At 59.8% G+C, this 25,511-nt stretch carries 24 protein-coding genes; 8 read left to right on the top strand and 16 right to left on the bottom strand.

Annotated features, from left to right (window positions below):
• Window positions 1-35 precede the first annotated feature (35 nt).
• Complete coding sequence (locus tag EE36_RS01065; RefSeq protein ID WP_005848614.1) at window positions 36-1,004, bottom strand: TAXI family TRAP transporter solute-binding subunit; 969 nt, start codon at window positions 1,002-1,004, stop codon at window positions 36-38.
• A 110-nt stretch (window positions 1,005-1,114) separates the two neighbouring features.
• Window positions 1,115-2,095: a LacI family DNA-binding transcriptional regulator gene (locus EE36_RS01070; protein WP_005848616.1), complete on the bottom strand. Its 981-nt coding sequence runs from the start codon at window positions 2,093-2,095 to the stop codon at window positions 1,115-1,117.
• A gap of 170 nt (window positions 2,096-2,265) precedes the next feature.
• Here EE36_RS01070 and EE36_RS01075 point away from each other — a divergent pair, with 170 nt between their 5' ends.
• The 4 genes from EE36_RS01075 to EE36_RS01090 all read left to right on the top strand — a co-directional run bounded on the left by EE36_RS01075 (window position 2,266) and on the right by EE36_RS01090 (window position 5,240).
• The gene (locus EE36_RS01075) at window positions 2,266-2,967 is read left to right on the top strand and encodes a haloacid dehalogenase type II (RefSeq protein WP_005848618.1); all 702 of its coding nucleotides are present in this window, start codon (window positions 2,266-2,268) and stop codon (window positions 2,965-2,967) included.
• Between the two features lie 140 nt (window positions 2,968-3,107).
• The gene (locus EE36_RS01080) at window positions 3,108-3,578 is read left to right on the top strand and encodes a MarR family winged helix-turn-helix transcriptional regulator (protein ID WP_005848621.1); all 471 of its coding nucleotides are present in this window, start codon (window positions 3,108-3,110) and stop codon (window positions 3,576-3,578) included.
• Complete coding sequence (locus tag EE36_RS01085) at window positions 3,571-4,437, top strand: alpha/beta hydrolase (RefSeq protein WP_005848623.1); 867 nt, start codon at window positions 3,571-3,573, stop codon at window positions 4,435-4,437. The genes EE36_RS01080 and EE36_RS01085 overlap by 8 nt, the downstream gene beginning before the upstream one ends.
• A 44-nt stretch (window positions 4,438-4,481) precedes the next feature.
• Window positions 4,482-5,240 (top strand): enoyl-CoA hydratase, encoded by a 759-nt coding sequence (locus tag EE36_RS01090; RefSeq protein WP_005848624.1) that lies wholly within the window; start codon window positions 4,482-4,484, stop codon window positions 5,238-5,240.
• Between the two features lie 215 nt (window positions 5,241-5,455).
• On the opposite strand, the gene EE36_RS01095 is transcribed toward EE36_RS01090, so the two are convergent.
• Window positions 5,456-6,178, bottom strand: a complete 723-nt coding sequence (locus EE36_RS01095) for a hypothetical protein (protein WP_005848626.1) — start codon at window positions 6,176-6,178, stop codon at window positions 5,456-5,458.
• Between the two features lie 173 nt (window positions 6,179-6,351).
• Between EE36_RS01095 and EE36_RS01100 the strand changes: the two genes are divergently transcribed.
• Window positions 6,352-7,035 (top strand): TetR/AcrR family transcriptional regulator, encoded by a 684-nt coding sequence (locus tag EE36_RS01100; protein WP_005848628.1) that lies wholly within the window; start codon window positions 6,352-6,354, stop codon window positions 7,033-7,035.
• A gap of 141 nt (window positions 7,036-7,176) precedes the next feature.
• On the opposite strand, the gene EE36_RS01105 is transcribed toward EE36_RS01100, so the two are convergent.
• Together EE36_RS01105 and EE36_RS01110 are read right to left on the bottom strand one after the other, a co-directional pair.
• Window positions 7,177-8,334 carry a surface lipoprotein assembly modifier gene (locus EE36_RS01105; RefSeq protein ID WP_005848630.1) on the bottom strand — a complete coding sequence of 386 codons (1,158 nt, stop codon included), beginning with the start codon at window positions 8,332-8,334 and terminating at the stop codon, window positions 7,177-7,179.
• Between the two features lie 200 nt (window positions 8,335-8,534).
• The gene (locus EE36_RS01110) at window positions 8,535-9,239 is read right to left on the bottom strand and encodes a hypothetical protein (RefSeq protein ID WP_005848632.1); all 705 of its coding nucleotides are present in this window, start codon (window positions 9,237-9,239) and stop codon (window positions 8,535-8,537) included.
• Window positions 9,240-9,410: 171 nt separating this feature from the next.
• Between EE36_RS01110 and EE36_RS01115 the strand changes: the two genes are divergently transcribed.
• Both EE36_RS01115 and EE36_RS01120 read left to right on the top strand, forming a co-directional pair.
• Window positions 9,411-11,579 (top strand): sensor histidine kinase, encoded by a 2,169-nt coding sequence (locus EE36_RS01115; protein WP_005848634.1) that lies wholly within the window; start codon window positions 9,411-9,413, stop codon window positions 11,577-11,579.
• On the top strand, window positions 11,576-12,217 hold the full coding sequence (locus EE36_RS01120; RefSeq protein ID WP_005848636.1) for a response regulator transcription factor: 642 nt from the start codon (window positions 11,576-11,578) through the stop codon (window positions 12,215-12,217). The genes EE36_RS01115 and EE36_RS01120 overlap by 4 nt, the downstream gene beginning before the upstream one ends.
• A 153-nt stretch (window positions 12,218-12,370) precedes the next feature.
• Here EE36_RS01120 and EE36_RS01125 read toward each other — a convergent pair whose 3' ends face one another.
• The 11 genes from EE36_RS01125 to EE36_RS01175 all read right to left on the bottom strand — a co-directional run bounded on the left by EE36_RS01125 (window position 12,371) and on the right by EE36_RS01175 (window position 23,222).
• Entirely contained in the window at window positions 12,371-13,465 is a 1,095-nt protein-coding gene (locus tag EE36_RS01125; RefSeq protein ID WP_005848638.1) for a C45 family autoproteolytic acyltransferase/hydolase, read from the bottom strand.
• Window position 13,466: 1 nt separating this feature from the next.
• Entirely contained in the window at window positions 13,467-14,540 is a 1,074-nt protein-coding gene (locus EE36_RS01130; RefSeq protein ID WP_005848640.1) for a PHB depolymerase family esterase, read from the bottom strand.
• Between the two features lie 30 nt (window positions 14,541-14,570).
• Window positions 14,571-14,987 carry a hypothetical protein gene (locus EE36_RS01135; protein ID WP_005848643.1) on the bottom strand — a complete coding sequence of 139 codons (417 nt, stop codon included), beginning with the start codon at window positions 14,985-14,987 and terminating at the stop codon, window positions 14,571-14,573.
• 78 nt (window positions 14,988-15,065) lie between these two features.
• Window positions 15,066-16,487 carry a UdgX family uracil-DNA binding protein gene (locus tag EE36_RS01140; RefSeq protein ID WP_005848645.1) on the bottom strand — a complete coding sequence of 474 codons (1,422 nt, stop codon included), beginning with the start codon at window positions 16,485-16,487 and terminating at the stop codon, window positions 15,066-15,068.
• Complete coding sequence (locus EE36_RS01145) at window positions 16,487-17,722, bottom strand: putative DNA modification/repair radical SAM protein (protein WP_005848647.1); 1,236 nt, start codon at window positions 17,720-17,722, stop codon at window positions 16,487-16,489. Before EE36_RS01145 ends, EE36_RS01140 begins: the two co-directional genes overlap by 1 nt.
• A 111-nt stretch (window positions 17,723-17,833) precedes the next feature.
• On the bottom strand, window positions 17,834-18,208 hold the full coding sequence (locus EE36_RS01150; RefSeq protein ID WP_005848648.1) for a response regulator: 375 nt from the start codon (window positions 18,206-18,208) through the stop codon (window positions 17,834-17,836).
• Window positions 18,205-19,305: an HWE histidine kinase domain-containing protein gene (locus EE36_RS01155; protein WP_005848650.1), complete on the bottom strand. Its 1,101-nt coding sequence runs from the start codon at window positions 19,303-19,305 to the stop codon at window positions 18,205-18,207. Before EE36_RS01155 ends, EE36_RS01150 begins: the two co-directional genes overlap by 4 nt.
• Before the next feature lie 147 nt (window positions 19,306-19,452).
• Entirely contained in the window at window positions 19,453-20,241 is a 789-nt protein-coding gene (locus tag EE36_RS01160; RefSeq protein WP_005848652.1) for a heme ABC transporter ATP-binding protein, read from the bottom strand.
• On the bottom strand, window positions 20,241-21,305 hold the full coding sequence (locus EE36_RS01165; protein ID WP_198005477.1) for an iron ABC transporter permease: 1,065 nt from the start codon (window positions 21,303-21,305) through the stop codon (window positions 20,241-20,243). The genes EE36_RS01160 and EE36_RS01165 overlap by 1 nt, the downstream gene beginning before the upstream one ends.
• Before the next feature lie 4 nt (window positions 21,306-21,309).
• Window positions 21,310-22,170 carry a hemin ABC transporter substrate-binding protein gene (locus EE36_RS01170; protein WP_005848655.1) on the bottom strand — a complete coding sequence of 287 codons (861 nt, stop codon included), beginning with the start codon at window positions 22,168-22,170 and terminating at the stop codon, window positions 21,310-21,312.
• Entirely contained in the window at window positions 22,167-23,222 is a 1,056-nt protein-coding gene (locus tag EE36_RS01175; protein WP_005848657.1) for a hemin-degrading factor, read from the bottom strand. The genes EE36_RS01170 and EE36_RS01175 overlap by 4 nt, the downstream gene beginning before the upstream one ends.
• A gap of 216 nt (window positions 23,223-23,438) precedes the next feature.
• Between EE36_RS01175 and EE36_RS01180 the strand changes: the two genes are divergently transcribed.
• Entirely contained in the window at window positions 23,439-25,466 is a 2,028-nt protein-coding gene (locus EE36_RS01180; protein WP_198005478.1) for a TonB-dependent receptor, read from the top strand.
• Window positions 25,467-25,511 lie beyond the last annotated feature (45 nt).

The following is a 25,511-nucleotide window of genomic DNA, read 5'->3' on the forward strand; positions in this document are numbered from 1 at the left end:
GGCGACACGCGCCGCCCCTTTTGAGATCAGGTCTTTTACTTGAGGCGCGCGGGCACGGTCAGGCCGATTTCCTCGTAGTAGCGGATGGCACCAGGATGCAGCGGGCTGGTTGCGTATTGCAGGGTCAGCTCTGGCAGGTTCAAGCCCTTTACCGTCGGGAAAGCGGCGGATTGCTCTTCCATATTCTCCATTACGGCTTTGGTCAGGTCATAGGCCGTCTGGTCGTCCATATTGGGGCGCGCAGAGACACCGATCATGAATCCCCAGACCTTGTAAGGGCCCGTGTTCTCCATCTCGCCGCCCGGCATGTCCACGATGGAAAGCTCCGGCAGCGCTTCGCGGATCTTGGCTTCTTGCGCGTCGTCGATGCCAAGCGCGGTCAGCGGCGTGAAGGCCGCGATATCGGTGGTAAGCGCATCAAAGGACGTTCCCACGGCGCTTTTGACGAAGCCTTCGGACCGGCCGTCTTTGATGGCGTTGGCCTGTTCGCTGTTGGTCCCGCGCACCCAATCAGGCGAGATTTCCAGCAGGTCGAACACAGCCAAGGCCGTGGCTTCGGTCGACGACCCACGCATGCCCGGTCCGAACTTCTTGCCGTCGATATCCGACAGTTTCTCGATACCGGAATCGCGGCGAACGACTGCGTTCTGCGGTGCTAGGGAATAGGCCCACAGGAGTTTGGATTCGATCGGCTTGCCGTCGAAGCTCTTGATGCCATTGTAGGCGTGATACAGTGTCGACGTCGTGATCAGCCCGATATCCAGCTGGTCGCGCGCCATGCGTTTGAGGTTATCGACTGTGGCACCCGTTTCCACGACCGAAGCCTGATAGGCATCCGGATAGGCAGAGTTGATGATTTTCGCGAGCGAGGCGAAATAGGCATAATGCGCGCTTTGCGAATTGGTCGCACCGAAAGCGAGCCGCGTTTCAGCTTGAGCAGGCAAAGCCACCCCAAGCCCGGCAAGGGACAGTGCAGCGGCGACAGCGAAGTTGCGTAGTTTCATGGGTATCCTCCAAATATCATGAAACGATCCCGATAGGGACGTTCGAACGGAGGTTAGCCACAGTGCATAGCCGCTATGCAATTCCTGTCTGCGTTAATGAAATAATTTCACTACCCGCTTTGACGTTCTTGGAGCTCACCCGCCAAAACACGGATATCACCGGTCCCGACATAGCTCTCGGCGCTTAATATGATATCTACTGCCTGATCCAGCATGCGGCGCAGTGGCTGGCGCATTGTGGTCAGCCGATAGGATTCCCAGGCCGCCATCGGAATGTCGTCGAACCCGATCACAGCCAGATCACCGGGGACCGAGATGCCTTTGTTTCGTGCAGCATCGAGCATGGCAATCGCCATGATGTCATTGGCGCAGAACACGGCGTCCGGCATCGGACGCTGGACCAACATTTCTTGAGCGGCGGCATAGGCTTGGCGGTAGCTGAACCCGCCGTCGAACTGCACAGCGATCTCGCGTCCGGCCTCTTCCAACTGGTCGCGAAACCCTCGCATGCGTTCCAGATGCGTCGACGTATCACGCCGCCCACCGATAAAGGCGATGCGCTGTCGGCCACCGTCCAGAAACCGCCGCGCTATCGTTCGCGCGCCCCCGTAATTGTCGCAGCACACCGCCATCATGGTACTGTCGGTCTGTACGCGATTCAGTAACACGGCGGGAATTCCGTTCTGACGACAGGCACGCGCCAGCCCGGAGGTGATTGTGGAGCTTGCCAGAATGACCCCCTGCGTGCGGAAGTCGATGACTTGCCGGATCATCGTGTCCACATCTTCGGCCGCTGGCACCACATGCATAATCGCCTTGAGCCCCCGCCCCGGTAGCATTCGGGTCAATTCGTCCATCACGATGGGGTAGAACGGGTTGCGCATTTCGCTCAGCACCATCGAGATCGTGTTGCTGGATTGTTTGGCCAACACCTGATCGACTTTGCTCACATAGCCAAGCGCCGTCGCAGCAGCAAAGATCGCTTTGCGCTTATCCTCGGCAATCGGGGCATTCCCCCGATACGCGCGCGACACGGCGGACACCGAAACGCCCGCGCGGGCGGCAACATCTTTGGCAGTGACCTTTTTCATATCGATTGCCTTACCCGATTGCTGCGCTTGCCCGAAATAGGGACTGACGGCTGACCTCGCGCATAGTTTGACGAAGCAATGGCATGGGTGCAATTGTGAAACGTACCCGCCATTGTGTTCAAATACTTGGATGAATGCTGCCGAAAAGTAGCACGCTCAGAAAGCCCCCCATGCCAGACCGTACAGATTTTTCGACCATTGTTTTCGACGTAAACGAAACCCTTCTGGATATCGCGACGCTAGAGCCGTTCTTCGACCGCGTGTTCGGCAATGCCGCGGTCCTGCGCGAATGGTTTCCAGAGCTGATCTTGTATTCGCAAACAGTGACCTTGTCCGGGCTCTATGCACCATTCGGCGATCTGGCCGGCGGTGTTCTGCGGATGGTTGGCGACAATAGAAACATCGCCATTCAGGATAGTGACGTATCCGAGCTGAAGTCACTGATTGGATCGATGCCCGCCCACGCCGATGTGGCCCCGGCCTTGAGCAAGTTGCGCGACGCGGGGTTCACGCTTGTGACCCTGACGAACTCCGCCCCATCCCCCGCGCCGACACCCCTTGAAAAAGCCGGCATCGCAGCGCTTTTTGACCACCACTTTAGCGTGGCCGAGGTTGGTCACTTCAAACCTCATCCGTCGACATATCAGATGGTTGCCGACCGTCTGGGCGTCGATGTCTCAAGCCTGTGCATGGTCGCATGTCATATCTGGGACACCATCGGCGCGCAGTCCGTTGGGTGCCGCGGTGCCTTTATCGCGCGGCCACACAACAGCATCCTGCACGTGCCCGGCGTACCGGAACCTGACTTTACCTCACATGATCTCGCCAAGCTTGCCGACCAGATCATTCAGGCACAGAAGTTGGCCGGGTAAGCAGCAAGAAGCCCTGTTCGCCCTCGCGGTGCCGCAGGGCGCGGCCGTGTCGTAACGTCACCATTGTCTGTGACGCGGTACATGTTGTCGGGTGCATTTAGTTCATATACGAACAAACTAGTTCACATGCGAATTGATTTATGGCCAATACATTCAAGGTTTTCCACAAGCTCCAGATCGCACATTCAGCGCTCTTTCGCGCTGCCGACCGTCGGACGCGCAACAAGATAGGGCTTACCACGTCACAGCTTGCGGTGCTGTTGATCCTGTCGCGAAAGGACGGGCAGCCCATCAGTGACCTCTCTTCGACACTTGCTATGGGTAAGTCCAGCTTGACCGGTCTTTTGGATCGCATGTGCGCAAAGGGTCTGGTGCGTCGGTCACCGTCGCCGGTGGATGGCCGTGTCATACACGTCTACCTTGAACAGCCGGGCCGCGCGGTGCTTGAACAGGGCGCGGGCGAAATCAGCCAGTTCAACGCGGCGCTGCTTGCGCCTTTTCCTGCTGAGGAACAGGTCATTATTGAACGGTTTCTGACGCATCTGGCAGACAATGCGGACGGCATTGTGAACGGCCCTACCCCGCCGAAGAAAGGGCCAGCCGATGACTGACGACATTACCCAAACGACAATCCGCTTCGCCGCCACCGATGGATGGGAGCTGGAGGCAGACATCCACACCTCATCTTCGCCCAAAATCGCGGTATTGACCTCGGCCGGCACGGGGTTCCCGCGTCAGTTTTATACCGGCCTCGCGATGTATCTGGCCCGCCAAGGTGCCGTTGTCTTGACCTATGACTATCGGGGGATTGGAGGATCAAAGGGCAAGGATCTGGCCGGATCCGGGATCGACTACCCTGACTGGGGACGGCTTGACGCACCCGCCGCCCTAAATGCGCTGGAGGAGGCGGCACCGGGCCTGCCGCTTACCCATCTGTGTCACAGTGTCGGCGGGCATTTTGTCGGCCTCATGCCGAACCACTCCAAGATCACCAGACACGCGTTTGTTTCTGTCGGGACCGGATTTTTCGGCGGTCACCACCTGCGCAATATCCCGTCGGAGCTTTATTTCTGGTGGGTGTTGGGCCCCTATTTGCTGCTGCGCTACGGCTATATCAAACCGGCGGGCGGCTGGCGGGGCGAAGCGCTGCCGCCGAAACTGTTCAAGACATGGCGCCGGTGGAGCCAGCGCCGCAGCTATTTTCAACCAGACCTCGCAACGAAACTGGCACCGCATCATTACGACGAGGTCACAGCCCCTATCCGGTCTTGGATCTTTCCCGATGACCCGATTGCAACACCGTCAACCGCATCCGACCTTTTAAAGTGTTATCGAGCCGCCCCGCACGAGGTGATCATCCGCACACCATCGCAGGTCGGTGTAACGCGGATCGGGCACGAAGGCGCATTGCGAAAAGGCCGCGATGCTTTATGGGCCGAATTCAGCGATTGGCTCATGGGCGCGCCCTGAACTGCAACCGATTTCCACCGCCATTCAAATCAACAGGATCAAACATGACCGAAAACATCAAGCTACACACCGACCAACGGGTCACGACCATGACCATCGCGCGCCCCGAAAAGCGCAATGCCATCACGCAGGATATGTATGCCGCCATGGCCGACGCGCTGGAAGACTATGCCCGGTCCGACGCGGTACGCGGCTTCGTGATCACAGGTGCGGAAGACTACTTTACGTCCGGGAATGACTTGCAGGATTTTGCCAAGGGAACCCGCAGCGACGGTGTGCCGCCCGTTATCCGGTTTCTGACCGCAATCTCCACCTGCCCCAAACCCTTGATTGCGGCCGTAAACGGCCCGGCCATTGGTGTCGGGGTGACGATGCTGCTGCATTGCGACCTGATTATCGCCGCCGACACGGCCACATTCAGCACGCCCTTTGTCCAACTGGGACTGGTACCAGAGGCCGCCTCCTCGCTTTTGCTGCCCGCCACCGTCGGCATGGCCGTGGCGAACGATATGCTGCTGGCCAATCGCGTTCTTGATGCGGCAGAGGCGCTGCGCTTTGGCTTGGTGTCGCGTGTCGCTCCCTCGTCCGGTTTTGCCACCGAAGTTGCGTCGCTTGCAGCTGGTTTGGCCCAGGCGGCACCAAGCTCGGTTATCAAAACCAAGGCGCTGATCCGTCATGGCAAGGACCAGATGACCGCCCAAATGGAGCGTGAATCGGTGCTGTTCGCCGAGCAACTGAAATCTCCGGAATTCGCAGAGGTCGTCGCCGCCAAGATGCAAAAGCGTCAGCCGGTCTTCAAATAACGCGCCGCTTTGCCCTAAGGCACCCGGCGGGCAAACCTGACGGTTCAACCCGGTTTTCCGGGTCGGCCGCAGGTTCGCTTGCCGGGTTGCGTCGCGGCGCGTCAACTCGCCAGCAGATGCATCGCCCGCTGACCTTTTCGGCATAGCGCACAGCCGCGATCTGCGCGATGACGGCAAGTCCGCTTGGTGGTCATGGCGTGAATGCAGCGTTTTTCTTACCCTTGCGCATCGGCGTAGAGCTTTGGGAGAAAGCCTGCCAGAATGGTCATCTCATTAAAACAGTGGTTTAACAAAGCAGTTGCCGACGCCTCTTTCACGGTCAGCAGACGTGCCAGATAGGTGTTCCCAAGCGTTCCGATGACAGAGGGCACCGCCTCGTTTCCCTCACGCGCGGCCACCATCCCAAGCCAAAAACGGCTACGCATTTCGGCACCGCCTTCGACATTGCGAACAATGTGGCACATTTCGCCGCCATAGATGGGCTCTTCTAGCAGGCCAACGCGGGCGCATACGGCGACGTCGCCGTCAGCCAAGTTTACCTCCCCCAAAACCTCCTCAGGTTCAACAAACTGAATTCTCAGCTTATTCAAGTCTTCACCGATGTATTCATGCACTAGATGGCTCGCCCCGATGAACTGGCCATCAACCTTGTTTTCCCAATCCATCCAAAGATGCGCATCCGGGAACCAACGTTGGTAGTGTTCGGTCGTTTCCATGTAATCGCCAAACCACCAACCAACCATTTCAGGTGAAACGCCCGGCATCGGGGTCCGTACAGAAACCTCATAAATACCGTTGGGTAGGCGTTTCACCCCGGTCTCAAATCCAGGTTCACCTTCCGCAAACCCAGCGGTGGGCTGACCGCTAAAGGGCGGGAGGCCGAATATCCCGACACCAAGCGCAAAGACAACTGCGCCCCCAACAATCCATCTCATCATGTACTGACTACCTATCGTGCTTGTGCGCCCAGCTATTCTACGTTCGTGAATTATGTCAATATTATTCTTCGAACGTAGAATAGCGTGTTGTAAGAGATCACGCTGGAAAGCTAAGCTGACCCGGGCTAAGCGAGACGGAGTTCTCGCGGCTCAAACATGGAGATGTCATTCAAATGTCCAAGCAACGTACGAGGACCGAGGTCAAAACCGCCATCGACGTTTCTGAGACAGCCGAAAGAAAACGCGGCCGTCCGCAGGCCGCACAGGGTACAGATTTGAAGCTGACTTTGCTTCGCTCTGCGATTGATCTGTTTGCGGAGCGCGGTTTCGACGGCGTTTCACTGAGCCACGTTGCTGAAAAAGCCGGGGCCGACAAAGGCCTTTCACGGTATTACTTTGGATCAAAAGAGGCGCTTTGGATCGCAGCGATGGAACATCTTGCCGACTGTTTTGCAAGCGACCTTAACAAAGCTCTTGTCGTCAATACCGCGACCCAAACGGAAGCACTGAAAGCGCTCATTCGCGCTTTCATCACCGCATCCGCCCGCTGGCCGCAAGTGAGCCGTGTTATCGTTCATGACGGGGCAAAACACAGTGATCGCAGTGATTTTTTGCAAAGGCACCTCGTTGTGCCTTTTTACACGGCACTGAAAGATCTGATCGCAGGTGCAAAATCAGAAGGCACCCTTCCGAACGTCTCGGACCGGACTATCTTTTTCATGATCACCCATGGTGGGTCATTTCCAATGGCCCTGCCCATTCTCACCAACGCGATCGAGGGTGGGGATATTCGATCATCCGACGCATTGGAACATCATTCCGAAGCGATCATCGAACTGCTATTTTCCAAGGCATGAAGATGAAATGGGGCTGTCGCAGTTCCCACCCTATCGTTGGTGCGTGCGCAGGGGGCAACCGGCGTCGGCACGCGCTGCGTAGTAACAACCAAGCACGACCGAAACCTATGCAACCGGGCAGCGGCTTAGGGCTGAATTTCTTCAAAACGATCGTGTCAGGCCGATGCTGGCAGTGGCGTTGCGAAACCTGTTGATTGAGATGGTGGAGCGTTGCTCTTCAAACCCGAGCCTCAGAACCTGGGTAAATCCCTTGTAGCTCCAGTTCTGGTTGGACAGGTTCAGCATGACGCTTGATTTCTTGTCGACGCGGGCAACGCCGAAGATGGGATGCACGCCGTCAAATTCGTTCCGGTCAAACGACAGGTCCAGCCCGACCCGAAGACCGCCGGCAAAGGAATAATCGCCGCCGATGGTGACGCCCGCCGCATGGCCCGCGACGGGGCTGTAAGAGCTGGCACGGTTTTCCGCGCGCATACCTACGCGAAACACAAGCTGCGACGATGCCGCATAGGCGAATTGCGCAGCGCCTGCTGTTCGGTCCACGCCGACACCGCTGCCATCATAGGTGATGCGTTCGCGCTGAAGCACCGCCGTGGCGCGGGCGCGGGTGCCGAGGTTGCGCGTATAGGACAGGCCAAGGCCGTAGGTATGCGCATAGGCCGCGTCATCAATCCAGCGCTGCGATCCATAGATCTCGGCCGAGACAAGACGCCCCTCATTGGCGAAATGCAGCAGGGATGCACTGGTCCGAAGGGTCACTTCATCGGGCGCACGCCCGTCGAAAAGCCGGGCATCCAGATCCAGCGCGAACCTGGCGCGTAAGGCGTCCGTAAGACGCGGCACGGTCGCGACGCCCGTGCCAATCTCGAACGCCGTGGCGGATTGGGCGCGCGAATTCGGGTCCAGCTGCAGCACAAACCCGCTGAGGTTCACCGTCTCTGCAGAGGTCCGGCGGGCGGCATTGCTTTCGGGCACAATGGCAAAACGGAAATAGCCCTGCCATTTTTTCGGTTTGGCCAAACGGTCAAGCTCCGCCTGCACTTTTGCCTGAACAGAGGGCGACAAACCCGCACCTTTGGCCAGTTCAAGGTGATATCGCGCCCGTTCGATCTGGTCGCTTTTCACCAATGCGTTCGCCAGCTCAAGCCGGAACGTGGGATCGTCTGGCCGCAAGATCACAAGCCGCGCCAGCGGGGCAACGGCTTGGTGTGATTTTCCGGAACGGTTGTAGGCGACCCCTAGAATCCACATCCGGCGCAGGGTCTCTGTCTCGGTCTTGGGTGAATACCCCTCGAGCAATGGAATAACCTCTGCGGCTTTTCCCTTGAGGATGCTTTGTTCTGCATCATCAAGGGAAAAGGCCGCTAATGGCGAGGCCAGTAAGATTAAAAATAGATTGTATAAAATTCGCCGCATCAAAGACCTCGGCTACCGCGGGGAAAGCGGGTTTTTGCGGCCGGTAATTGACCGCATCCAAGAGACCCGCTTATCCGTCGCTTCTATTTCTTGTTGGCGTAGAATGTACCACCGACGCCCGCGTCGAAAATCTGCGGCGAGGGATTGTTCACATCGTTGATACCGCCAGATACCGGCCCAAGCATCGATTCTGCACCCGGCCCCATGAAGTTGCCGCCGAACTGCAAGGTGGCGTCCCCTTCGTTCTCGCCACTGCTAAGCCGACCGGACATGTGGAACAGCATCGCGCCGGTGTTCTGCTCGGGGATATTGACGCCCGCGACGACCTGCGCCGGAATGGTGGTGCGGCTGAGCGAGGCAGGCAAGCCTTGATCGACCGTCAGCGTCCCGTCCAGTTTGACGGAGTTCGAGGTGCCCGCCTCGGTCGCGACGATATTGGAGGCCGTTCCGGTGAACGGATTGGTGGTCTGCCCGTCGGTCCAATCCACATCGACTGCCAGATCGCCAATGATTTCCGCGCTATTCGCATCGATATCGGTGCCGAAAATCTGGGCCGATCCGCTGTTCACGCCGACCTTCATCTGACCTTCGTAGCTGGCTTTCAGCGACGTGGGCATATCCGAAGTGGGGGCCTTTTGACTGACAGCGTTAAAGGCTGTTTCAAAATCCTGCCCGCCGCCTGCGCCGCCGCCAACAAGCCCGCCTCCGGAGCTGCTTCCATTGCAACCAGACAAGACCGTCGCCACCCCAAGGCTTGCAATAACAATACTAAGACGTGCGTGTTTCATGAAATTCCCCTTGCTTGATTTAAAAAATTCTTCTTCACTTTTTAGATACCTACTTCATGAAATCGTCTCCCCCCCGTTCAGGGGGTGTCCTCGGACAAGAGTATTTTGAGAAGATGAGCCGTATAGAATGATTAAATTTGCAATTATAAGTTCCGCTGTGTGGTCCATAAGATGACACGTCCACATGTCGCCCCCGGAGCCGTTTTCGCGCTTTGCGTCGTGCTCTATCTGGCCGCCGCCGCTGCTCTGACATGGGTGGCGACAGCCCAGCCGTGGCTCGGGCTCAGGCTTGGCGTGGTGGGGCAAAGCGTTGTCGTCACTGACATCGCGCAGGGCAGCGCCATGGATCGCGAAATGATCGGTAAGCGGCTGTTGAGCGTTTCAGCGGATAACCAACCCCCAATCCCGGTGACACCCCTAGACCTGATAGAAGAGCCCGACGGGATCAGCGATCAAGAGACCCTGCGTCGGTTCTTTGACCGTCAGGATCGCTTGCATGACGCGTTGCGAAGCGGCGCAGTCACCCTGACCTTCGACCAAGCCGACGGCCCTGAAAGCGTCGCGGTAAGGGTCCAGGGAAGCCGTCCGGTTTCGGATCTGCCGATGAAATTCTGGACGCAAATTTTTGTCGCGTTCGTGGGCATGTTTATCGGGACTTGGGTCGTCTGCCTACGCCCTCATGAACACGCCGGATGGTGGTTTCTGCTGTCCGGGATCGGGTTGGCTTTGGCATCGTCGAGCGCCGCGATCTACAGCTCTCGCGAGCTCGCGCTTAGTCTGAAGGCCTATTCGGTGGTCTGCCGGGTAAATCCCGGTGGGTCGCTACTATTCGGGATCGGTATGGTGACATTGTTCCTCTCGTACCCGCGGCGCATTGTTCCGAAACCCGTGCTCTGGCTACCGACACTTCTGATCGGTGCCTGTATCCTCTTGGTGCTTGGCCCCGGCTGGCCGGACAACCTGAACAATGCCCCCGATTTCATCGCGATCATCATGGTGGCCCTGTTGCTGGTCATTGCCGCACAAGTCGCCGCCAATCGCCGCGACCCGGCCGCGCGGGCGATGCTGGGCTGGCTTGGCGTGTCGGTTGCGGTCGGTGCGGGTGGCTTTGTGCTGACGTCCATTCTGCCGACGCTTATTGGGTTGGCCCCGGTGATCGAACAAAGCACTGCGTTTTTGTTTTTCCTGATCATCTATGCTGGTATTGCCTTGGCGGTGACCCGCTACCGGCTGTTCGATCTGGCGAATTGGTCCTACGGCATCTTGTTTTATGGCCTTGGGGTGGCTTTGCTTCTGGGGCTTGATGCCGCGCTCATCTACGGGCTTTCGCTGGGGCGCGCGCCTGCCTTTGGCATCGCCCTCGCGGCGATCTGCATGGTTTACCTGCCCTTGCGCGACAAAATCTGGGTGCTGCTCAAGCGCAACCGCGAGATCCCGGCGGAAGAGCTGTATCGCAGGGTAACCCAGATCGCCCATGCGAGAGACCCCGAAGACAAGCAGAGGCTGCTGCGTAAGTTCTGGTCCGATATTTTCAATCCGTTGCGCATCAAGGATCAACCGGCGTCTACCACGATCACCGCACTGCAAGACGATGGCCGTATCCTGACGCTCGCGTCTATCGGCAATCTGCCTGCACTGTCGCTTGAGCTGGCCGGGCAAGGATCGCGCCTTTTCTCGTCGCGCGATCTGGCGCGGGCCGATGCGATCCTGTCGTTGCTTGATGCCAGCCTGTCCCAGCACGAGACCTATCTTCAGGCCGTCAGCGCAGAGCGGCTGCGCATCAATCGTGACATGCATGACAACATAGGGGTGCTGCTGCTCAGCGCCCTGCATACCGGCCCTCGGGAACGCAAAGACCTTCTTATCCGCCAGACCCTCGCCGATCTACGAGAGTTGATTTCAAACCCGGATCAGACTGATTGGGATCTCCGCGATCTGCTCGCCGATCTGCGTGCCGAAATCATCACCCATTTCGAGGCCGCCCAGATCACCGTCACGTGGCAGGCCGACGAGATCACCAAAGGCCGTATATCCCATCGGTTGGCGCATGCGCTGCGCGCCTTTCTTCGAGAGGGGACCAGCAATATCCTACGACACTCTGGCGCGACAGAGGCGAAGGTCCGGATTGCCCTGGAAAGCGATGGGTTGCAGCTTACGCTCAGCGATAACGGCTCGGGCTTTGACAGCAGCGTCGCGTCGCTTGGCAATGGTTTCAGAAATCTGAGAAACCGCTTCACCCAGTTGCAAGGTGCCTTCAGCTACAGCACCGGTGCCAAGGGCACCACCTTGACCGCGTTTCTACCTCTTTTCAGCACTCAGAAAGAGGCCGCAGCAGAATGAAGCGTATCCTGATTGTCGAAGATATCGTCGAAACCCTGCGTTGGCTGGTCGAGATCGTACGATCAGCATATCCGGCGGCCACAATATGCACGGCCAACTCGGTACGGACGGCGCTGTCAAAACTGGATGGCCAGATAGATCTCGCCCTGATTGATCTGGGTCTGCCTGATGGGTCGGGCCTCGAAATCCTGCGCGGCCTGAACAAGGCCAGCCCCTCTGCAATCAAGGTCGTAACCACGGTCATGGGCGACGACGCGAGCATTGTTTCCTCGCTCTCGGCGGGGGCGGACGGGTATTTGCTGAAAGAGACAGAGGCGGCGGTGCTCTCTCGTCAGCTGACGCAGCTTTCTATGGGGTTGCCGGCGATATCACCCTCTGTCGCCCGCCGCATCATGGAACACTTCCGCCTCACCGGGCCGGTCGCCAGCCTGGACGGGCGCCTGACAGAGAGGGAGACCGAAGTGCTCACGCTCATCTCCAAAGGTCTGCGCAACGCCGAGGTCGCCTCCGCATTGAATATCGCGGAAACGACGGTCGCTGGATATATCAAGATCGTCTATCGCAAGCTCGGCATCTCCTCACGGGCGGAAGCCGCCTGGCACGCGAACCGCTTGGGGCTTGGACTGAAACCGGAATAGCGCCTTTGTCGGGCAATTCAATTTCAACGACGGAGCGGCTGCCGTTGGCGTGTTGTAGGGTCTGTCATGCATAAGATACTAAGGCGTTTTAACTTCAGCTCCTGATAAGGGTGCCACAAAAGGCACCCTTACCCATCAAACTGTTCAGTCGCCCTACGCCACATCAACCCCGGCAGGAACAAACCTACGCCAGTCAACCCCGCGGCCCGCTGCGTAGTCCAGACCGATTTGCACCCAATTGATGTCACCCCCTGCGGCCACCGATGATGGGGCGCTGCCATAGGTGACCTGCCGCGTGCCTTCCTCGAACGCGTCGATGGATTGGGGCCAGACCTCATCGTCCCAATGCAGCGTCATCTTCCGGCGTTTGGGTTCGTATTCGGCGGTGAAAAGCGTGCCAAACCCCTCGGCGTAGCGGTCTTGCTTGAGCGGCGCTTGGGTGAACTGGCCTGCCAGCGCTGACGGCGTGACCCCTTCGGATAAGACACTCACAAGGTGTTTTGACCGTTCAAACGTGCGGGTAAAACTGCCTCTGTCAGGCGTGCTGCCGTCGGTCTGGTGGTTTGTGGCGATCAGCCGCGGCTGCACCTTTGCCCCGCCACCGGCGTACATCTCGACGCTCGCACCCGCACCGGAGGCATCGGCGACCACCACATTATACGGCATATGCGACGGCACGCGTTGCAGCACGCGCAGCGCTTGAGGCACGGTTTCGCAGGTTTCCAGAACGTAGCGCAGGATTGTGGTGATACCGAACCCGCGCCCTGTTTCCTGCCGTCCGCCATAAGCCAGCGCGATGCTGAGCCCCGCATCATTGATGCCATCGGACAGACCCCAAAGGAATTCGACCATACCCATCACGCGCCGACCGGTCCAAGCGCTGTGCAGCAGTAGGCCTTCGTTCAGGTCAGGTGACAGATCGTAGTTGCGCACCAGCCGGATGTCGTCGTCCGACGTGGCCACGGCGAGGGAGCAGCCGCCCAGATAGCTTGGCGGGCACCACGTGGATAGGAAGCGTGCTGCACGGGCCGACCCGCCCGCGAGCGCTGTAAGCTTGGCGTGAACAGGCACTAACTCGGGCATATGTTGCTTTAGGGCCGCCTCGCAGGCTGCGCGGTCAGGGCCGTTATCGCCGCCGCGTGCAGTGAACCATGCCTCGTAGGCGGGCCATGAACGGGCCCATCGGGCGGCCCATTTCGGGCCCGGCGTGGCTTCGCTGATGGCGTCAAAGGTAAGGGAGTGTGTCACATTATGCGCCTTTCTTAGGCAAATCGAGGAAGAACCGCAGCATTTCGCGGCTCGCATCCGGCCCTGCGGGGTCCGTGTATGACCCCGCGCTGTTGCCGCCCGACCAAGCGTGACCAAGGCCCGAGACGGTCCATTGTTCCATCACGACATGGCCTTTCGGTGCCATCACGCTGCGGCGGGAGAAACGGCGCCCGCCCGTGTTGCCGTCGTCCTGAACCTCGGGACCGTTTGGGGCGTGTTTGGCGATCGCATCCGCATTCGCGGCACTCACAGTGCTATCCGCATCGCCCTGAAAGATGATCGTCGGGATGAATTCCCCTGTGTCAGAGCCTGTTGCCCCCTGCCCCATGGCCGCAAAAGCCGATGGCACGTCATGGGCGGCGCGGTAGGGCAAACCGGAATGGGCACCCACCGCATCAAAGACATCCCTATAGGTTTGTCCCAGCACCACAGCCATCGCCGCGCCGGCCGACAGCCCCGCAACAAAGCTGCGCCCTTTGGGAATGGCATGGTCGCGCTGAAGTTGTTGCATCAGCCCTGCAAGGATCGCCGGTTCACCCGCGCCGCGCATCTGGTCGGCGGGATCAAACCATTTCCAGCAGTTCTGCATATTCGCCATGCGCGATTGCGCCGGATAGACCACGATCACCCCATGCGCCTCTGCCAGTTGGTTCATGCCCGTGCCCTTGGCAAAATCCACAGGGGATTGTTTGCACCCGTGCAGCATCATCACCAAACCTGTCGGCGCAGAGCCTTTGAGGTTGGGAATATAAAGCCGATAGTCGCGGCTGCCTGCGCTGCAGGAAAAGCTGCCGCTGTCGAATGTGGCACCCTCGGGCAGGTCCGGCTCGATGCTGTCACCGCCGTTCAGTGCCGATTGCGCCAGCCCCGAAAGCGTCTCGCGCAGGCCGCGGCCGATCTTGGCTTTACCGAAGGGGCTTTTGCGACCTTTCGCCATGCTCCCCAGCCCACCGGCGCCAAGCGCGTTCTGGATGGCTTCGGTCGCCGCTTTGGGGTTACCCGCGCGCACAAGTTTTCCGGCACGGCGCATGGCCGCGTTAAATTCATCTGTCATGTCGCATTCCTCTTTAGGATGATGCCGGAGCTAACTGATCCGGTCGCCGAGTGCTTTCTTGACTTCGGTGCTGGCTTGAAGCGCCCCCAGCACGTTGATGGAGCCGATGGTCGCAAGGGCCAGCTCTGGCGTCACATCGCGCGCGATACGGGCCAGACCCACCACCTTGATGTGCAGCACTTCATTTGCTGCCTGCACCGCCTCGAGATCCGCGACGGAGTAATCGCGCAGACCCATTTCCATTGTGTGACGGTCGATAGACCGTGTCACCGTCTCCGACTGGTGATCCAACTGCTTGCGGATCGCCGTGCGGATGAAATCGCTGCGGTTGGAATAAAACCCCTCCTGCACCAGCAGGTCGATCCGCCCTAGATCGACAAAGCCGAGGTTGATCGTGATCTTTTCGTTCTCGGGTTGCTTTTCCCGTAGCTGCCTGACGTTGCCCATCTCGATTCTCCATCCATGTGGATGGTATATGGCATCCTATGACCATATTGCAACTGCCCCCTACGAAATTACGCCTTTTCAGGCCAACATTCGTACGGCGGCGGTCAAATCGTCTTGAAATTGGGCAGTTGCGTCGGCTTTGGCCTGAGGATCGGGGAGGCGCAAAAGATACGAGGGGTGTAGCGTCAGCAGGACCGGCGTGCCTGAAGGCGTTTGTTCGACCGTGCCACGGCGGGCGGTGATGGTATCGCGCCGTCCGGTCAGCCCTTCGGCGGCCGTCGCCCCCATGCCCAAAATCAGCTTGGGTTTGACCTGCGCGATCTCGGCATCCAACCACCAGCGGCAATGTTGAATCTCTGACGCATTGGGCCGTTGGTGCATACGGCGCTTGCCGCGCGGGGTGAATTTAAAGTGTTTCACTGCATTGGTCACAAACGCCTTGTCCCGCTGCAGCCCCGCCCGCCCTGCGATATGATCAAAGAGCTGCCCCGCAGGCCCGACAAAGGGCCGCCCGCTTAAATCCTCCTGATCGCCGGGCTGTTCACCCACGATCATCAGATCGGCATCCATCGGGCCCTCGCCCGGTACGGCCTGTGTCGCATTGCAATGCAAGGGACAGCGGGTGCAGGCGGCGATATCCTTGGCCAACGCGTCTTGCGGCCCCTCCCATGCGGATTGATGCGCGGCAAGCTGCGCCTGCACCTGCGCCAACCGCTGCGGCGGAAAGGACGGTGCGGCCTCGGCCATGGCGCGGGCACGGGCGGGGGCGTCGGCGATCATCTGGGGGATATGCGCCGCCTCGGGCATATTCTTCCAGTATTTCTTGGGCATCTCGGACTGCATGGCTTTGACCATCAGCCGCGCGGGGTTAAAGATGTTCTGGAAATAGGTGATCCACAGCTGTTCGCTCGCGTCTTCGGGCAGGGCGGGCTTTTCCTGCCCCTCGCGGAAGGTCAGTTTGCCCCCCTCGAAAATCGCGCAGACATCCGGCGTGAGAATGCGCCAATCCATATCGCTGAACCGACGCAGAAAGAAATCGGCAGTGGGTTCTACCGTGTGATACGTCGGCTCGAACCACGCGGCAAAGGACCGGCGGGGGGCATCGGGCGCGCCAATCTCGCGGAAACGGACGAAGGCTTTCATCTTGTGCTGGCAGCGATGCACGTTCTTTTCCATCCGCCGCAGGCGCGACAGATCAGCATCACCGCGATCCGTCATCAAATGGGGCGCGTCCTTCAACCGCCACAAAAACGCATAAAGCCGCGCAAACCGTTCGGGGTCGCTGTGCCAGACGACACTGCGCGCCATGCTGATGAAACTACGTGGAACGGTCACCTGCCCGCCCGTTTGCACGGGGGAGGCACCACCAAAAAGATCGGGTGCCGTGCTGGTATCGCCCCAAAGGATCGCCTCGGGCGGGACGCCGGCGGCCAGAAACTGCCGCGCCGTATCACGCCACGCCTGTGCCGTGCCGATCTTGGGCATGACCGCGCGGTGCATCAGAACAGGGTCAACTGTTCGGGCGGCGGCGCAAACCGCGCGCGCAGGTCGATACTGTCGGTCAGCCCGCCGGGGGACCAGCCCCCCGCAGTGACAAAGCTGCGCGCCTTTTTCATAGATGCGCCCATGCGGATCAGATCCTCGTAGCGCAGGGTACGGTGGCGGCGGGTGGACAGGATGCGGTTCACCGTCTTCACCCCGAACCCCGGCACCCGCAGCAGCAACTCGCGGCTGGCGCGGTTCACATCCAGCGGGAACACCTCGCGGTGCACCAGCGCCCATGCGAGTTTCGGGTCGACCTCAAGATCAAGGTTCCCGTCTGCCGTGACGGATGTAATCTCGTCCAGCTGGAAGTCATAGAACCGCAGCAGCCAGTCCGCCTGATAAAGCCTGTGTTCGCGTTGCAAAGGCGGCCGGATCAGCGGCAGCTTGGCCGAGCTGTCAGGGATCGGCGAGAAGGCAGAATAATACACGCGCTTGAGCTTGTAGCTGGAATAGAGCCGCGTGGACTGGCCCAGAATGGCCGCATCATTCGACCCATCCGCCCCGATGATCATCTGCGTCGACTGCCCCGCAGGCGCAAAGCGTGGTGGGCGCTTGCCGGTGTGGGATTTGTCTTTCGACACCTCTTTACGCAGCCGGAAATCGGCCATCGCTTTGCGGATCTGATCGGGCTTTTTTTCGGGGGCGTATTGCTGAACAGCCGCATCGGTGGGCAGCTCTACGTTGATCGATAGACGGTCTGCCAGCAGCCCCGCTTCGGCGATCAACTCTGGCGCGGCGTCGGGGATGGTTTTCAGGTGAATATAGCCGCGAAAATTCTCTTCGTGGCGTAGCTTGCGCGCGATCTGTACCATGTCCGACATGGTCGCATCCGGCGACTTGATCACGCCCGAGGACAGGAACAGCCCTTCGATATAATTGCGGCGATAGAATTCGATGGTCAGCTTCACCACTTCATCGACACTAAACCGCGCCCTAGTGACATTGGACGAGGCACGGTTGATGCAATAGCTGCAATCATAGATGCAGAAATTCGTCATCAGGATTTTCAGAAGCGAGATACAGCGCCCGTCCGGCGCATAGGCATGACAGATTCCCGACCCCTCGTTCGACCCGACGCCCTTGCCATCGCGCGAGTCGCGTTTCGTCGATCCCGAAGAGGCGCAAGACGCGTCATATTTAGCCGCGTCGCTCAGGATTGCCAGTTTTTGCTCTACAGATTGCTTAGCCATATGTTCACTATATGTTCACATATGACCGATGTCACGGGGGCAAAGCATCCCTGCCCTGCGCCGCAGTGTCGCGGCGCGCGGGATTTTGCCTGCGGGATTTCCTGTCTGAGCTTACTCGGTCTCTAGGCTTGGGTAGACGCGGCGCAGCGTCTCGATCAGCTTCTGGCTGCTCACGGGCTTTTTCACGACACGGTCATCCGGCCCGAGAAAGCTGATCTGGTCGGCGTCATATGCGGTGATGAACACGAAAGGGATACCCCGTTCGCGCAGAATATCCGCGACGGGTTTCGATGTCTTGTTGCGCCCAAGGTTCACGTCAAGAAAGGCGATATCAATATCCCCGTCGCGCGCTTTTTCCTTGGCGTCTTCCAGATGGATACTGGGGCCTACGACGTTAAAGCCGATGTCTTCCAGCAGGTCGGACATCTCGAATGCGACCACGACCTCATCTTCGACGATGAAAATATTCTGAGGTTGATTTGTCATTCTACTGCCTGCTCTTCCGTCTGTTGCGGCATCTTCAAATGCCATTCATATCCATCTGGCCCGAAAACCGTATCGATTTTCCCGCCCGTTTCCGCCTCGAGGGCACGCCCTGTGATGAAGCTACCAAAACCTGTCTCGCTGGGTTTCTCGGCGGCAGGGCCGCCCTTTTCCACCCAGTGGAGTTCAAGGGGGGAACCCTCGGCGGCACTTCCTTGTTCCCAAGATAAGTTCACAACACCGTCAGGAACCGACAGGGCGCCGTATTTCATCGCGTTTGTTGCCAGTTCGTAAAATGCCATCGACAAGGACAGCGCCTGGCGCGATGGCACCTCTACCTCCGGCCCTTTCAACGTGATCCGACCGCCGCCTATAGGGTCGAGCACATCGGCAGCCACGGCACCAATCGCAGCACGGTCCCAAGTGGTGCCCACCAGTTTGGAGTGGGCCGTCGCATAGGCGTTAAGCCGTTGGTCAATCGTTTCACGGATACCGCGTTGAATGCTCATCTTGCGCAGCGACTGGCTGACGATGGATTTCACCACACTAAATGCGTTCTTCACACGGTGGTTCAACTCGGCAATCAGGATGTTCTGCGCCTCGCGCAAGCGGCGCTCTTCGTCGATATCAATCAGGGCGACGGTCGCGCCGATCCGCTCCCCCTCCCCGTCGAGCACCGGCTCGCCAATGATCCGCATCCAAAAGCGGGTGCCGTCGCCGCGCTGATAATCCACGTCGATCTCGACATGGTCCTCGCGGTTCTGGATCACCCGCGCCAGAGGGTACTCGTGGCTTTGTACACGGGACCCATCAGCGTGGTACGATACCCATTCGCCATAGGCGTCCACGTCGTCCGAATGCAACACAGGGTGGCGCACCATCTTTTCGACGTGGCTGTTGCCGTAGATAATCTTGCCTTCGGCATCGGCCATGACGACCCCGACGGGCACCGTCTCCATCATCGCTTCGAGGAAGTTCAACCGATGCGACGCCCGCTGCGCCTGTTTCTTCGGCGCATCCGCGTCAACATTCTTTGCCGCCAGCTCCTCTTGCACATGCAAAAGCTCTGTCGCCATCTTATCGGTGGGCTGTGTCGGCATGGTTTGTCCTGGGTGATTGGTGCAGTGTGTCGGTTGACATAGACCGTCAGACGCTGGTGTCTAGGTGTAGTGTCACATTTACGTCATTCTGTCGAATCTCATACGTCAACCGATATATATGTCAGCGCGCTGGCGTGGTGCCCGCCCCTACCCCATACGCTCCTGCGCGACGTGTGGCAGGATATAACTTTGACCAGCTGCGGCGGGCGTGTTGACGGTCAGGGTGCAGCCGTAGGCTTGGGACAGTATGGCGTTTTGCATCACGTCGGCGGGCGCGCCGTGTTTCAGGATCTGGCCGTCTTTGACCATCGCCATGTGATCAGCGAACATGGCCGACAGGTTCAGATCATGCATGACCGCGACCACGCCGCCGCCGCGATTGGCGAAATCTTTGAGAAGCCGCATCACCATAAGCTGATGGCCGATATCCAGACTGGCAACAGGTTCGTCCAGCAGCAACCAACGGGGCAAGCCGTTCTGCACCGGATGCCAAACCTGACAGAGCACGCGCGCCAGCTGCGTGCGTTGCTGCTCTCCGCCCGAAAGCTCTTGATAAAGCTTGTCTGCGTAGCCCTCTAACCCGACGGCATGCAGGGCGCGGGCGGGGATATCGTCGCGGTGTCCAGATATGCCGCGGCGTAGCCCCATGCGCACGACCTCGGCCACGGTAAAGGGGAACGCAAGGGTGGCTGACTGCGGCAGCACCGCGCGCATCGCAGCAAGCTCCCACGGGTGCAGATCGGCGACGTTTTCGCCATTCAGCAGAACGCGGCCGGTGAAGTCGACCTCTGCCGTGATCGCCCTAAGCAGTGTCGATTTGCCCGAGCCGTTGGGCCCGACAATCGCCGTAAGCGCGCCGGCATTGGCGGTGAAATCGACCCCATGCAGGATGTCTTTTTTGCCGATACGGGCAACAATATCGCAGGCGCGCAGCATTACAGATCCACCAACCCACGGTGCCGCAGTAGGATCCAGAAAAACACTGGTGCGCCCAGAATGGCGGTGATCAACCCGATGGGCAGTTCCGCCGGCGCGATGATAACGCGGCTGATGATGTCGGCGGTCAGCAACAGCGTGGCCCCCAGCAGGGCAGCGTTCACCAGCAGGGGTTCGTGATCGGGTCCCGTGGCAAGACGCAACAGATGGGGCACGACGATCCCGACAAAACCGATCCCGCCGGACATGGCGACCGCGGCACCGGTGGCGGCGGCGACGGTGAGGATGGCGGTATGCTTTACCCGCTGCACCGGCACCCCCATATGCGCGGCGGTTGCCTCCCCGAAAGCGAGTGCGTTCAGCCCGCCGCCCAAGCGCATGGCCACACCCGTCGCCAGAAGGATCAACGGCCCCGCGATGGCGACTTTGGTCCATGTGGCACCGGCAAGCGAGCCGAGCCCCCAGAACGTCAGATCGCGCAACTGCGTGTCATCGGCGAAATAGATCAACAGCCCGCCCAAGGCCCCTGTCAGCGCGCCCAATGCAATGCCCGCCAGCAGCATCGTCGCGACAGAGGTGCGCCCGCGCCGCGTCGACACGCGATACAGCAGCAAGGTTGCCGCCCATCCGCCCAGAAAGGCCGCCAGCGGGATCAGCCAAAAGCCCGCCACGGTGAGAACAGCCACCGGCAACAGCCCGCCCAGAACGATTGCCACGATCGCGCCCAATCCGGCACCCGCGCTTACCCCAAGCAGACCCGGATCCGCGAGCGGGTTGCGAAACAGCCCCTGCATCACCGCGCCTGACACAGCCAGCGCGGCCCCGACACAGATGCCCATGATCAGCCGCGGCAAACGGATATCCCAAAGCACTACCCGTTCAAGCTGCGTCAGCGGCGCACCGGTCACGATCTTGAACAGGGCGTGCCACAGCGATGTGCCCGACGCCCCGATCGCAAGGCTGCCGATGGCGGCGACCGCCAGAACGATCGCCAGCCACACATGCGCCTTGCGCGCGGCACGACGGCGGTCGCGGGGCGGGGCGAAACCTGCTAGCGCTGTCATCGGATCAGTCGGCGTAAAGCGCGGCGTGCAGATCGGCGACCGCATCTGCCGTGCGCGGCCCGAACCCCAGCAGATAAAGCCCGTCCATCCGCACCACCGACCGGCTGGCCGCTGCAGGGGTGACGGATATGGCAGGCATCGCGAACAGCTCTGCCTCGGTGCTGTTGTGATCGCCTTCACGCGCCATCATCACCAGCACATCGGGCGCTGCAGCCAGCACGGCTTCGTCCGTGATGGGTTTGTAGCCCGCAAACCCCGTGACCGCATTGACCGCGCCAGCCAGATCTATCATCGACGCGGCCGCGGTATCCGTGCCCGACGCCATGATCCGCCCGCCTTGGGTGCTGAGGATGAACATCACGCGTTTGCGCTCTGCCTCGGGCCGGTCTTGCGTCGCACGGGACACGGCTGCCAGCTTTTGCTGCAATTCCGCAGCCAGCGCTTCGGCCTGCGGCTCTTTCCCAAGCGCCTGCCCGACGGCGCGTATCTTGGCGCTGACCCCTTCGGCGGTATAGTCGTCAGGGACGATGACAAAGGGGATATCCGCCTGCGCTAGCACCTCGATTGTTTCGGGCGGTCCGGCACCTTCCTCGGCGATGATCAGCTTGGGGCCTGTGGCCAGCATCCCTTCGGGCGAGAGCGCGCGCATATAGCCCACGTCCGGCAAGGCAGCGGCTTCAGGCGGATAGCTAGAGGTCGTATCCCGCGCAACCAGCTGGTCCTGCGCGCCGAGGGCAAAGACGATCTCTGTCACCGCGCCGCCGATGGAGACGACGCCCCCTGTGGGTTCCTGTGCCGTGGCGGGCAGTGCTGTAATCAGGCCAAGCGCCGCGACGCTGATAGCGGTCGTGAAAGCGCGGATCATGCGGGCACCTCGACGTTCAGGCTCTCCAGCCCCGCGACAAGCTTGCCCCATGCGGGACGACAATCGCGCCCTTCCTTGCCGACGCCAAAGACCTGAAGGATAAGCCCCCCGTCCTTGTTGAAGGCCTCGACCGAAACAGCGGGGCCGCGTTGCGTGGGCTTGTCGACGGCCCAGACCTCGGCGATGTGATCAAGCCGCAGGTGCAGGTTAAAGCGAGGGTCCAGCACGTTTTGCCACGGGCCCATGGATTTCAGCGTGGTGATCGGGCCCGAATGGATCTGGATACACCCGCGATTGCCGGTAAACACCATGATCTCAAGCTCTTGCGCGACCACCTGATGCAGCATGGCATCGACAGCAGAAGGCTGCAAAGCGCGTGCAAAGGGTTCGCCTGCGATGCGGTAGGCCCCTAAGCGGTTCATCTTGAGCTTGGAGGTCAGGCGCAAGAACTGATGCGTGTCGGTCAGCCGCGCCCATTCCTTTCGCAGGATGTCCAGTTTCGACAGATCGGATTTCGGCACCTCGTCAGGTTCGCGCGACACCACGTCTAAGGTGGGGGATTGATCCTCCAGCGTCAGCCCCGCTTTGGCGCGATCAAAGGCCGCCACATCGGACCCGTCGCGCAGAAAAATCTTGTGTACCGCATCCCCCGCAGCATCGAACACCTGCAGGCTGCGGCGCGTACCGGCGTCCGTCTCCTTCTCTACGGCAAAGGCATGATGCCACCGGCTGGGAAAGAGCCGCAGATCGATGTCATCGGTGAGGATCATCGATGCATGGGGACCGGCGTGATAATTATCATAGGTGCCGACCTTTTCGTGCACGCAGGACGGGTTGCGGGTCAGCGCCATAACCTCGCCCAGAGTCTGGGCGGCGCGCATGATCTCGTCGGGGTGCGCATTGATACGCCGCACGCCATCGCCGGTATAGGCCGCCAGCAACTGCGCCTCGCTGATCTTGAGCTTGTCGGCCACATCACGTTCGCGCAGCTTTGCGTGGTCGGCGCGGAAGGCGCGAATATCCTCGGGGGTCGGGGGAACGGAATGGGTCATGCAGCACCTTCGCCATATCGATTGAAAGAGAGTGGGCTGGCGACGCGCGTCGGGCATCCGCTGGCAAAGGCGCAGATCAGAACCTGCCCTTTAATGTTGACACTTTTAGTCGGTCTTTTTAGAACCCGCAAGAGCGCAACCCGTCTACGCCCCTTTTTTCACCGCCAGCCCCTCGCAAGCATTCCGTCAAACCTATTGCTTGCAAGGATGTCTTCGATGACCAAAGCCGCTGGAACCCGTGCCCTATTGAGGGGTACGACAAGCCTGATACTTCTTTCCCTAACCCCGCTCCCCCTCGCCGCGCAGGAGGGCTTTCTAGGCACGCTCGTTCTGGGCGAAAGCAAACGCGAGGTGCAGACCGATACGGCAGTATCCATCACCACAGTCGACCAAGAGGAGATCGACGACCGTCAGGCAGGAACCGTGGCAGAGCTGATCGATTCAGTTCCCGGCGTGAGCCTTGTGAACGGGTCCACCCCGCAAGGGTCCGGCATCAACATCCGCGGCTTCGGCGCGAACGATATCTACGGTGCGGATTCCAAAGTCGCCGTGCAGATCGACGGGGCCACCACCGGGGCAGAGCGGCTTTACCGGATCGGCACCCAGCTGTTCACCGATCCGTTCCTTTACAAGTCGGTCGATGTGATCCGAGGATCCGTCGGCAGCTTTGAATACGGGTCCGGCATCGTGGGCGGTGTCGTCCGGCTTGAGACGAAAGACGCGTCGGATCTGACGGGCGGTGAGCTTGGCTATGTGCTGGGTCAAACGCTGGAGTTCAGCACGAACGGCGACGGAATCACGTCTTCCAGCGTGCTGGCGTGGCAACCGACCGAAGATATGGAGTTTCTGCTGAACTATACGTGGCGCGACCAGAACGATCAGGTGGATGGTGACGGGGCGACTATCGGTAACAGCGCCTTCACCCTGCCGTCGGGACTGATCAAGGCGAAATACAGCTTTGGCCAGAACCGCGATCAATCGCTGACCTTCAGCCTGTCGCACACCACCGCAAGCGACCGCGACGTGCCCTTTGACAGTTTTACCGCCACGGCGGATTCCTTTGGCACCGTTGACCGCGATACGGAGTCCACGACCGCGGTGCTCACGTACAACTTTAACCCAGCTGACAATGATCTGGTGAACCTTGATGTCGTGCTATCCTACGCCGACCAACAGATCGACCAAAGCTATGTCTCGGGCAGCTCACCCCTTGAAGGCACCCCGCAAGGGGCCGGTGTTCTTGCCTTGGCGAATGCGGATCATCGATATCAAACAACGAAACTGGCGTTCAAAAACCAAAGCCTGTTCACCTCGGGCGTTGTCTCCCATGATCTGCGGACCGGGCTTGAACTGATCCACAAAGAACGCCTAGATGCCAGCAACGCCCCCGGCGGCAAGGACCGTCGCGTCGCTGTCTATGCGGTGGATGACATGCGCATCACTGATGCATGGACCGTGACACCGGCGCTGCGCTACGAGACGTCGAAGATCAGCGGATCAGCGGCCCCAAATGATGGCACTTATGAAAACAACGCGCTGATGGGCGGGCTGTCGGTGCGCTATGCCTTCGGGAATGGTTTGGCCCTGTTCACCAGTGCCGCCTATACCGAAGGGCTGCCGATGATCGACCATCTGGGCACCGATGCCGCGATCACCTCGTCCGAGAAGGCCGAGACATACGAGATCGGCGCCTCGTTTGACCGTCATGATCTGTTCCGTAGCGGGGACCAATTCGCGATCAAGGGTGTCTACTACGAGACCACCTTGACCGATGTCAGCAGCTATTCGGTCTCGGGGGTGCGCCCGCCTGCACCGGCGCTGGACCGGGTCGAGACCTCGGGGCTGGAGCTTGAAGCCTCTTACGCGTTGGACACGGGTCTTTACTTTGACGTGAATGCCAATGTGGTGCGCGGGACGGAGTATGAACCGGGCGGCTCTTCCGGTGACTGGCGGTTGCTGCCTGCGGACAGTCTGCGGGTCACCGTAGGCAAGAAATTCGGCAAAGAGCTTGACCTGAGCTGGGAGGTCGTGGGCAACACATCTGTAACAGACGACGGCGAGACCTCGGCAGGCTTTGGGGTCCATAATCTGCGCGCTACCTATGTCCCGCAAAACGGTATCCTCAAGGATACGCAGTTCCGCGTCGGGCTAGAGAACGCTTTCGACAAAACCTATACGCCGCATCTGTCGACCCGCACGGCACCGGGTCGGAACGTGAAATTCTCGATCTCGCGGATGTTCTGAAACGGCACGGGCCCCCGGGGTGCAACGTACCTCGGGGCCTTGCCC

The organism is Sulfitobacter sp. EE-36 (assembly GCF_000152605.1).
Taxonomy (GTDB): domain Bacteria; phylum Pseudomonadota; class Alphaproteobacteria; order Rhodobacterales; family Rhodobacteraceae; genus Sulfitobacter; species Sulfitobacter pontiacus.

What these genes read in the sequence shown, in the direction of transcription:
- EE36_RS01145 (WP_005848647.1), bottom strand. Translation starts at nt 17,722, where the DNA reads ATGGCTAAGCAATCTGTAGAGCAAAAACTGGCAATCCTGAGCGACGCG.
- EE36_RS01175 (WP_005848657.1), bottom strand. Translation starts at nt 23,222, where the DNA reads ATGACCCATTCCGTTCCCCCGACCCCCGAGGATATTCGCGCCTTCCGC.
- EE36_RS01130 (WP_005848640.1), bottom strand. Translation starts at nt 14,540, where the DNA reads ATGACAGATGAATTTAACGCGGCCATGCGCCGTGCCGGAAAACTTGTG.
- EE36_RS01120 (WP_005848636.1), top strand. Translation starts at nt 11,576, where the DNA reads ATGAAGCGTATCCTGATTGTCGAAGATATCGTCGAAACCCTGCGTTGG.
- EE36_RS01180 (WP_198005478.1), top strand. Translation starts at nt 23,439, where the DNA reads ATGACCAAAGCCGCTGGAACCCGTGCCCTATTGAGGGGTACGACAAGC.
- EE36_RS01085 (WP_005848623.1), top strand. Translation starts at nt 3,571, where the DNA reads ATGACTGACGACATTACCCAAACGACAATCCGCTTCGCCGCCACCGAT.
- EE36_RS01160 (WP_005848652.1), bottom strand. Translation starts at nt 20,241, where the DNA reads ATGCTGCGCGCCTGCGATATTGTTGCCCGTATCGGCAAAAAAGACATC.
- EE36_RS01140 (WP_005848645.1), bottom strand. Translation starts at nt 16,487, where the DNA reads ATGCACCGCGCGGTCATGCCCAAGATCGGCACGGCACAGGCGTGGCGT.
- EE36_RS01135 (WP_005848643.1), bottom strand. Translation starts at nt 14,987, where the DNA reads ATGGGCAACGTCAGGCAGCTACGGGAAAAGCAACCCGAGAACGAAAAG.
- EE36_RS01065 (WP_005848614.1), bottom strand. Translation starts at nt 1,004, where the DNA reads ATGAAACTACGCAACTTCGCTGTCGCCGCTGCACTGTCCCTTGCCGGG.
- EE36_RS01115 (WP_005848634.1), top strand. Translation starts at nt 9,411, where the DNA reads ATGACACGTCCACATGTCGCCCCCGGAGCCGTTTTCGCGCTTTGCGTC.
- EE36_RS01080 (WP_005848621.1), top strand. Translation starts at nt 3,108, where the DNA reads ATGGCCAATACATTCAAGGTTTTCCACAAGCTCCAGATCGCACATTCA.
- EE36_RS01155 (WP_005848650.1), bottom strand. Translation starts at nt 19,305, where the DNA reads ATGCCGACACAGCCCACCGATAAGATGGCGACAGAGCTTTTGCATGTG.
- EE36_RS01110 (WP_005848632.1), bottom strand. Translation starts at nt 9,239, where the DNA reads ATGAAACACGCACGTCTTAGTATTGTTATTGCAAGCCTTGGGGTGGCG.
- EE36_RS01100 (WP_005848628.1), top strand. Translation starts at nt 6,352, where the DNA reads ATGTCCAAGCAACGTACGAGGACCGAGGTCAAAACCGCCATCGACGTT.
- EE36_RS01070 (WP_005848616.1), bottom strand. Translation starts at nt 2,095, where the DNA reads ATGAAAAAGGTCACTGCCAAAGATGTTGCCGCCCGCGCGGGCGTTTCG.
- EE36_RS01090 (WP_005848624.1), top strand. Translation starts at nt 4,482, where the DNA reads ATGACCGAAAACATCAAGCTACACACCGACCAACGGGTCACGACCATG.
- EE36_RS01165 (WP_198005477.1), bottom strand. Translation starts at nt 21,305, where the DNA reads ATGACAGCGCTAGCAGGTTTCGCCCCGCCCCGCGACCGCCGTCGTGCC.
- EE36_RS01095 (WP_005848626.1), bottom strand. Translation starts at nt 6,178, where the DNA reads ATGATGAGATGGATTGTTGGGGGCGCAGTTGTCTTTGCGCTTGGTGTC.
- EE36_RS01150 (WP_005848648.1), bottom strand. Translation starts at nt 18,208, where the DNA reads ATGACAAATCAACCTCAGAATATTTTCATCGTCGAAGATGAGGTCGTG.
- EE36_RS01170 (WP_005848655.1), bottom strand. Translation starts at nt 22,170, where the DNA reads ATGATCCGCGCTTTCACGACCGCTATCAGCGTCGCGGCGCTTGGCCTG.
- EE36_RS01075 (WP_005848618.1), top strand. Translation starts at nt 2,266, where the DNA reads ATGCCAGACCGTACAGATTTTTCGACCATTGTTTTCGACGTAAACGAA.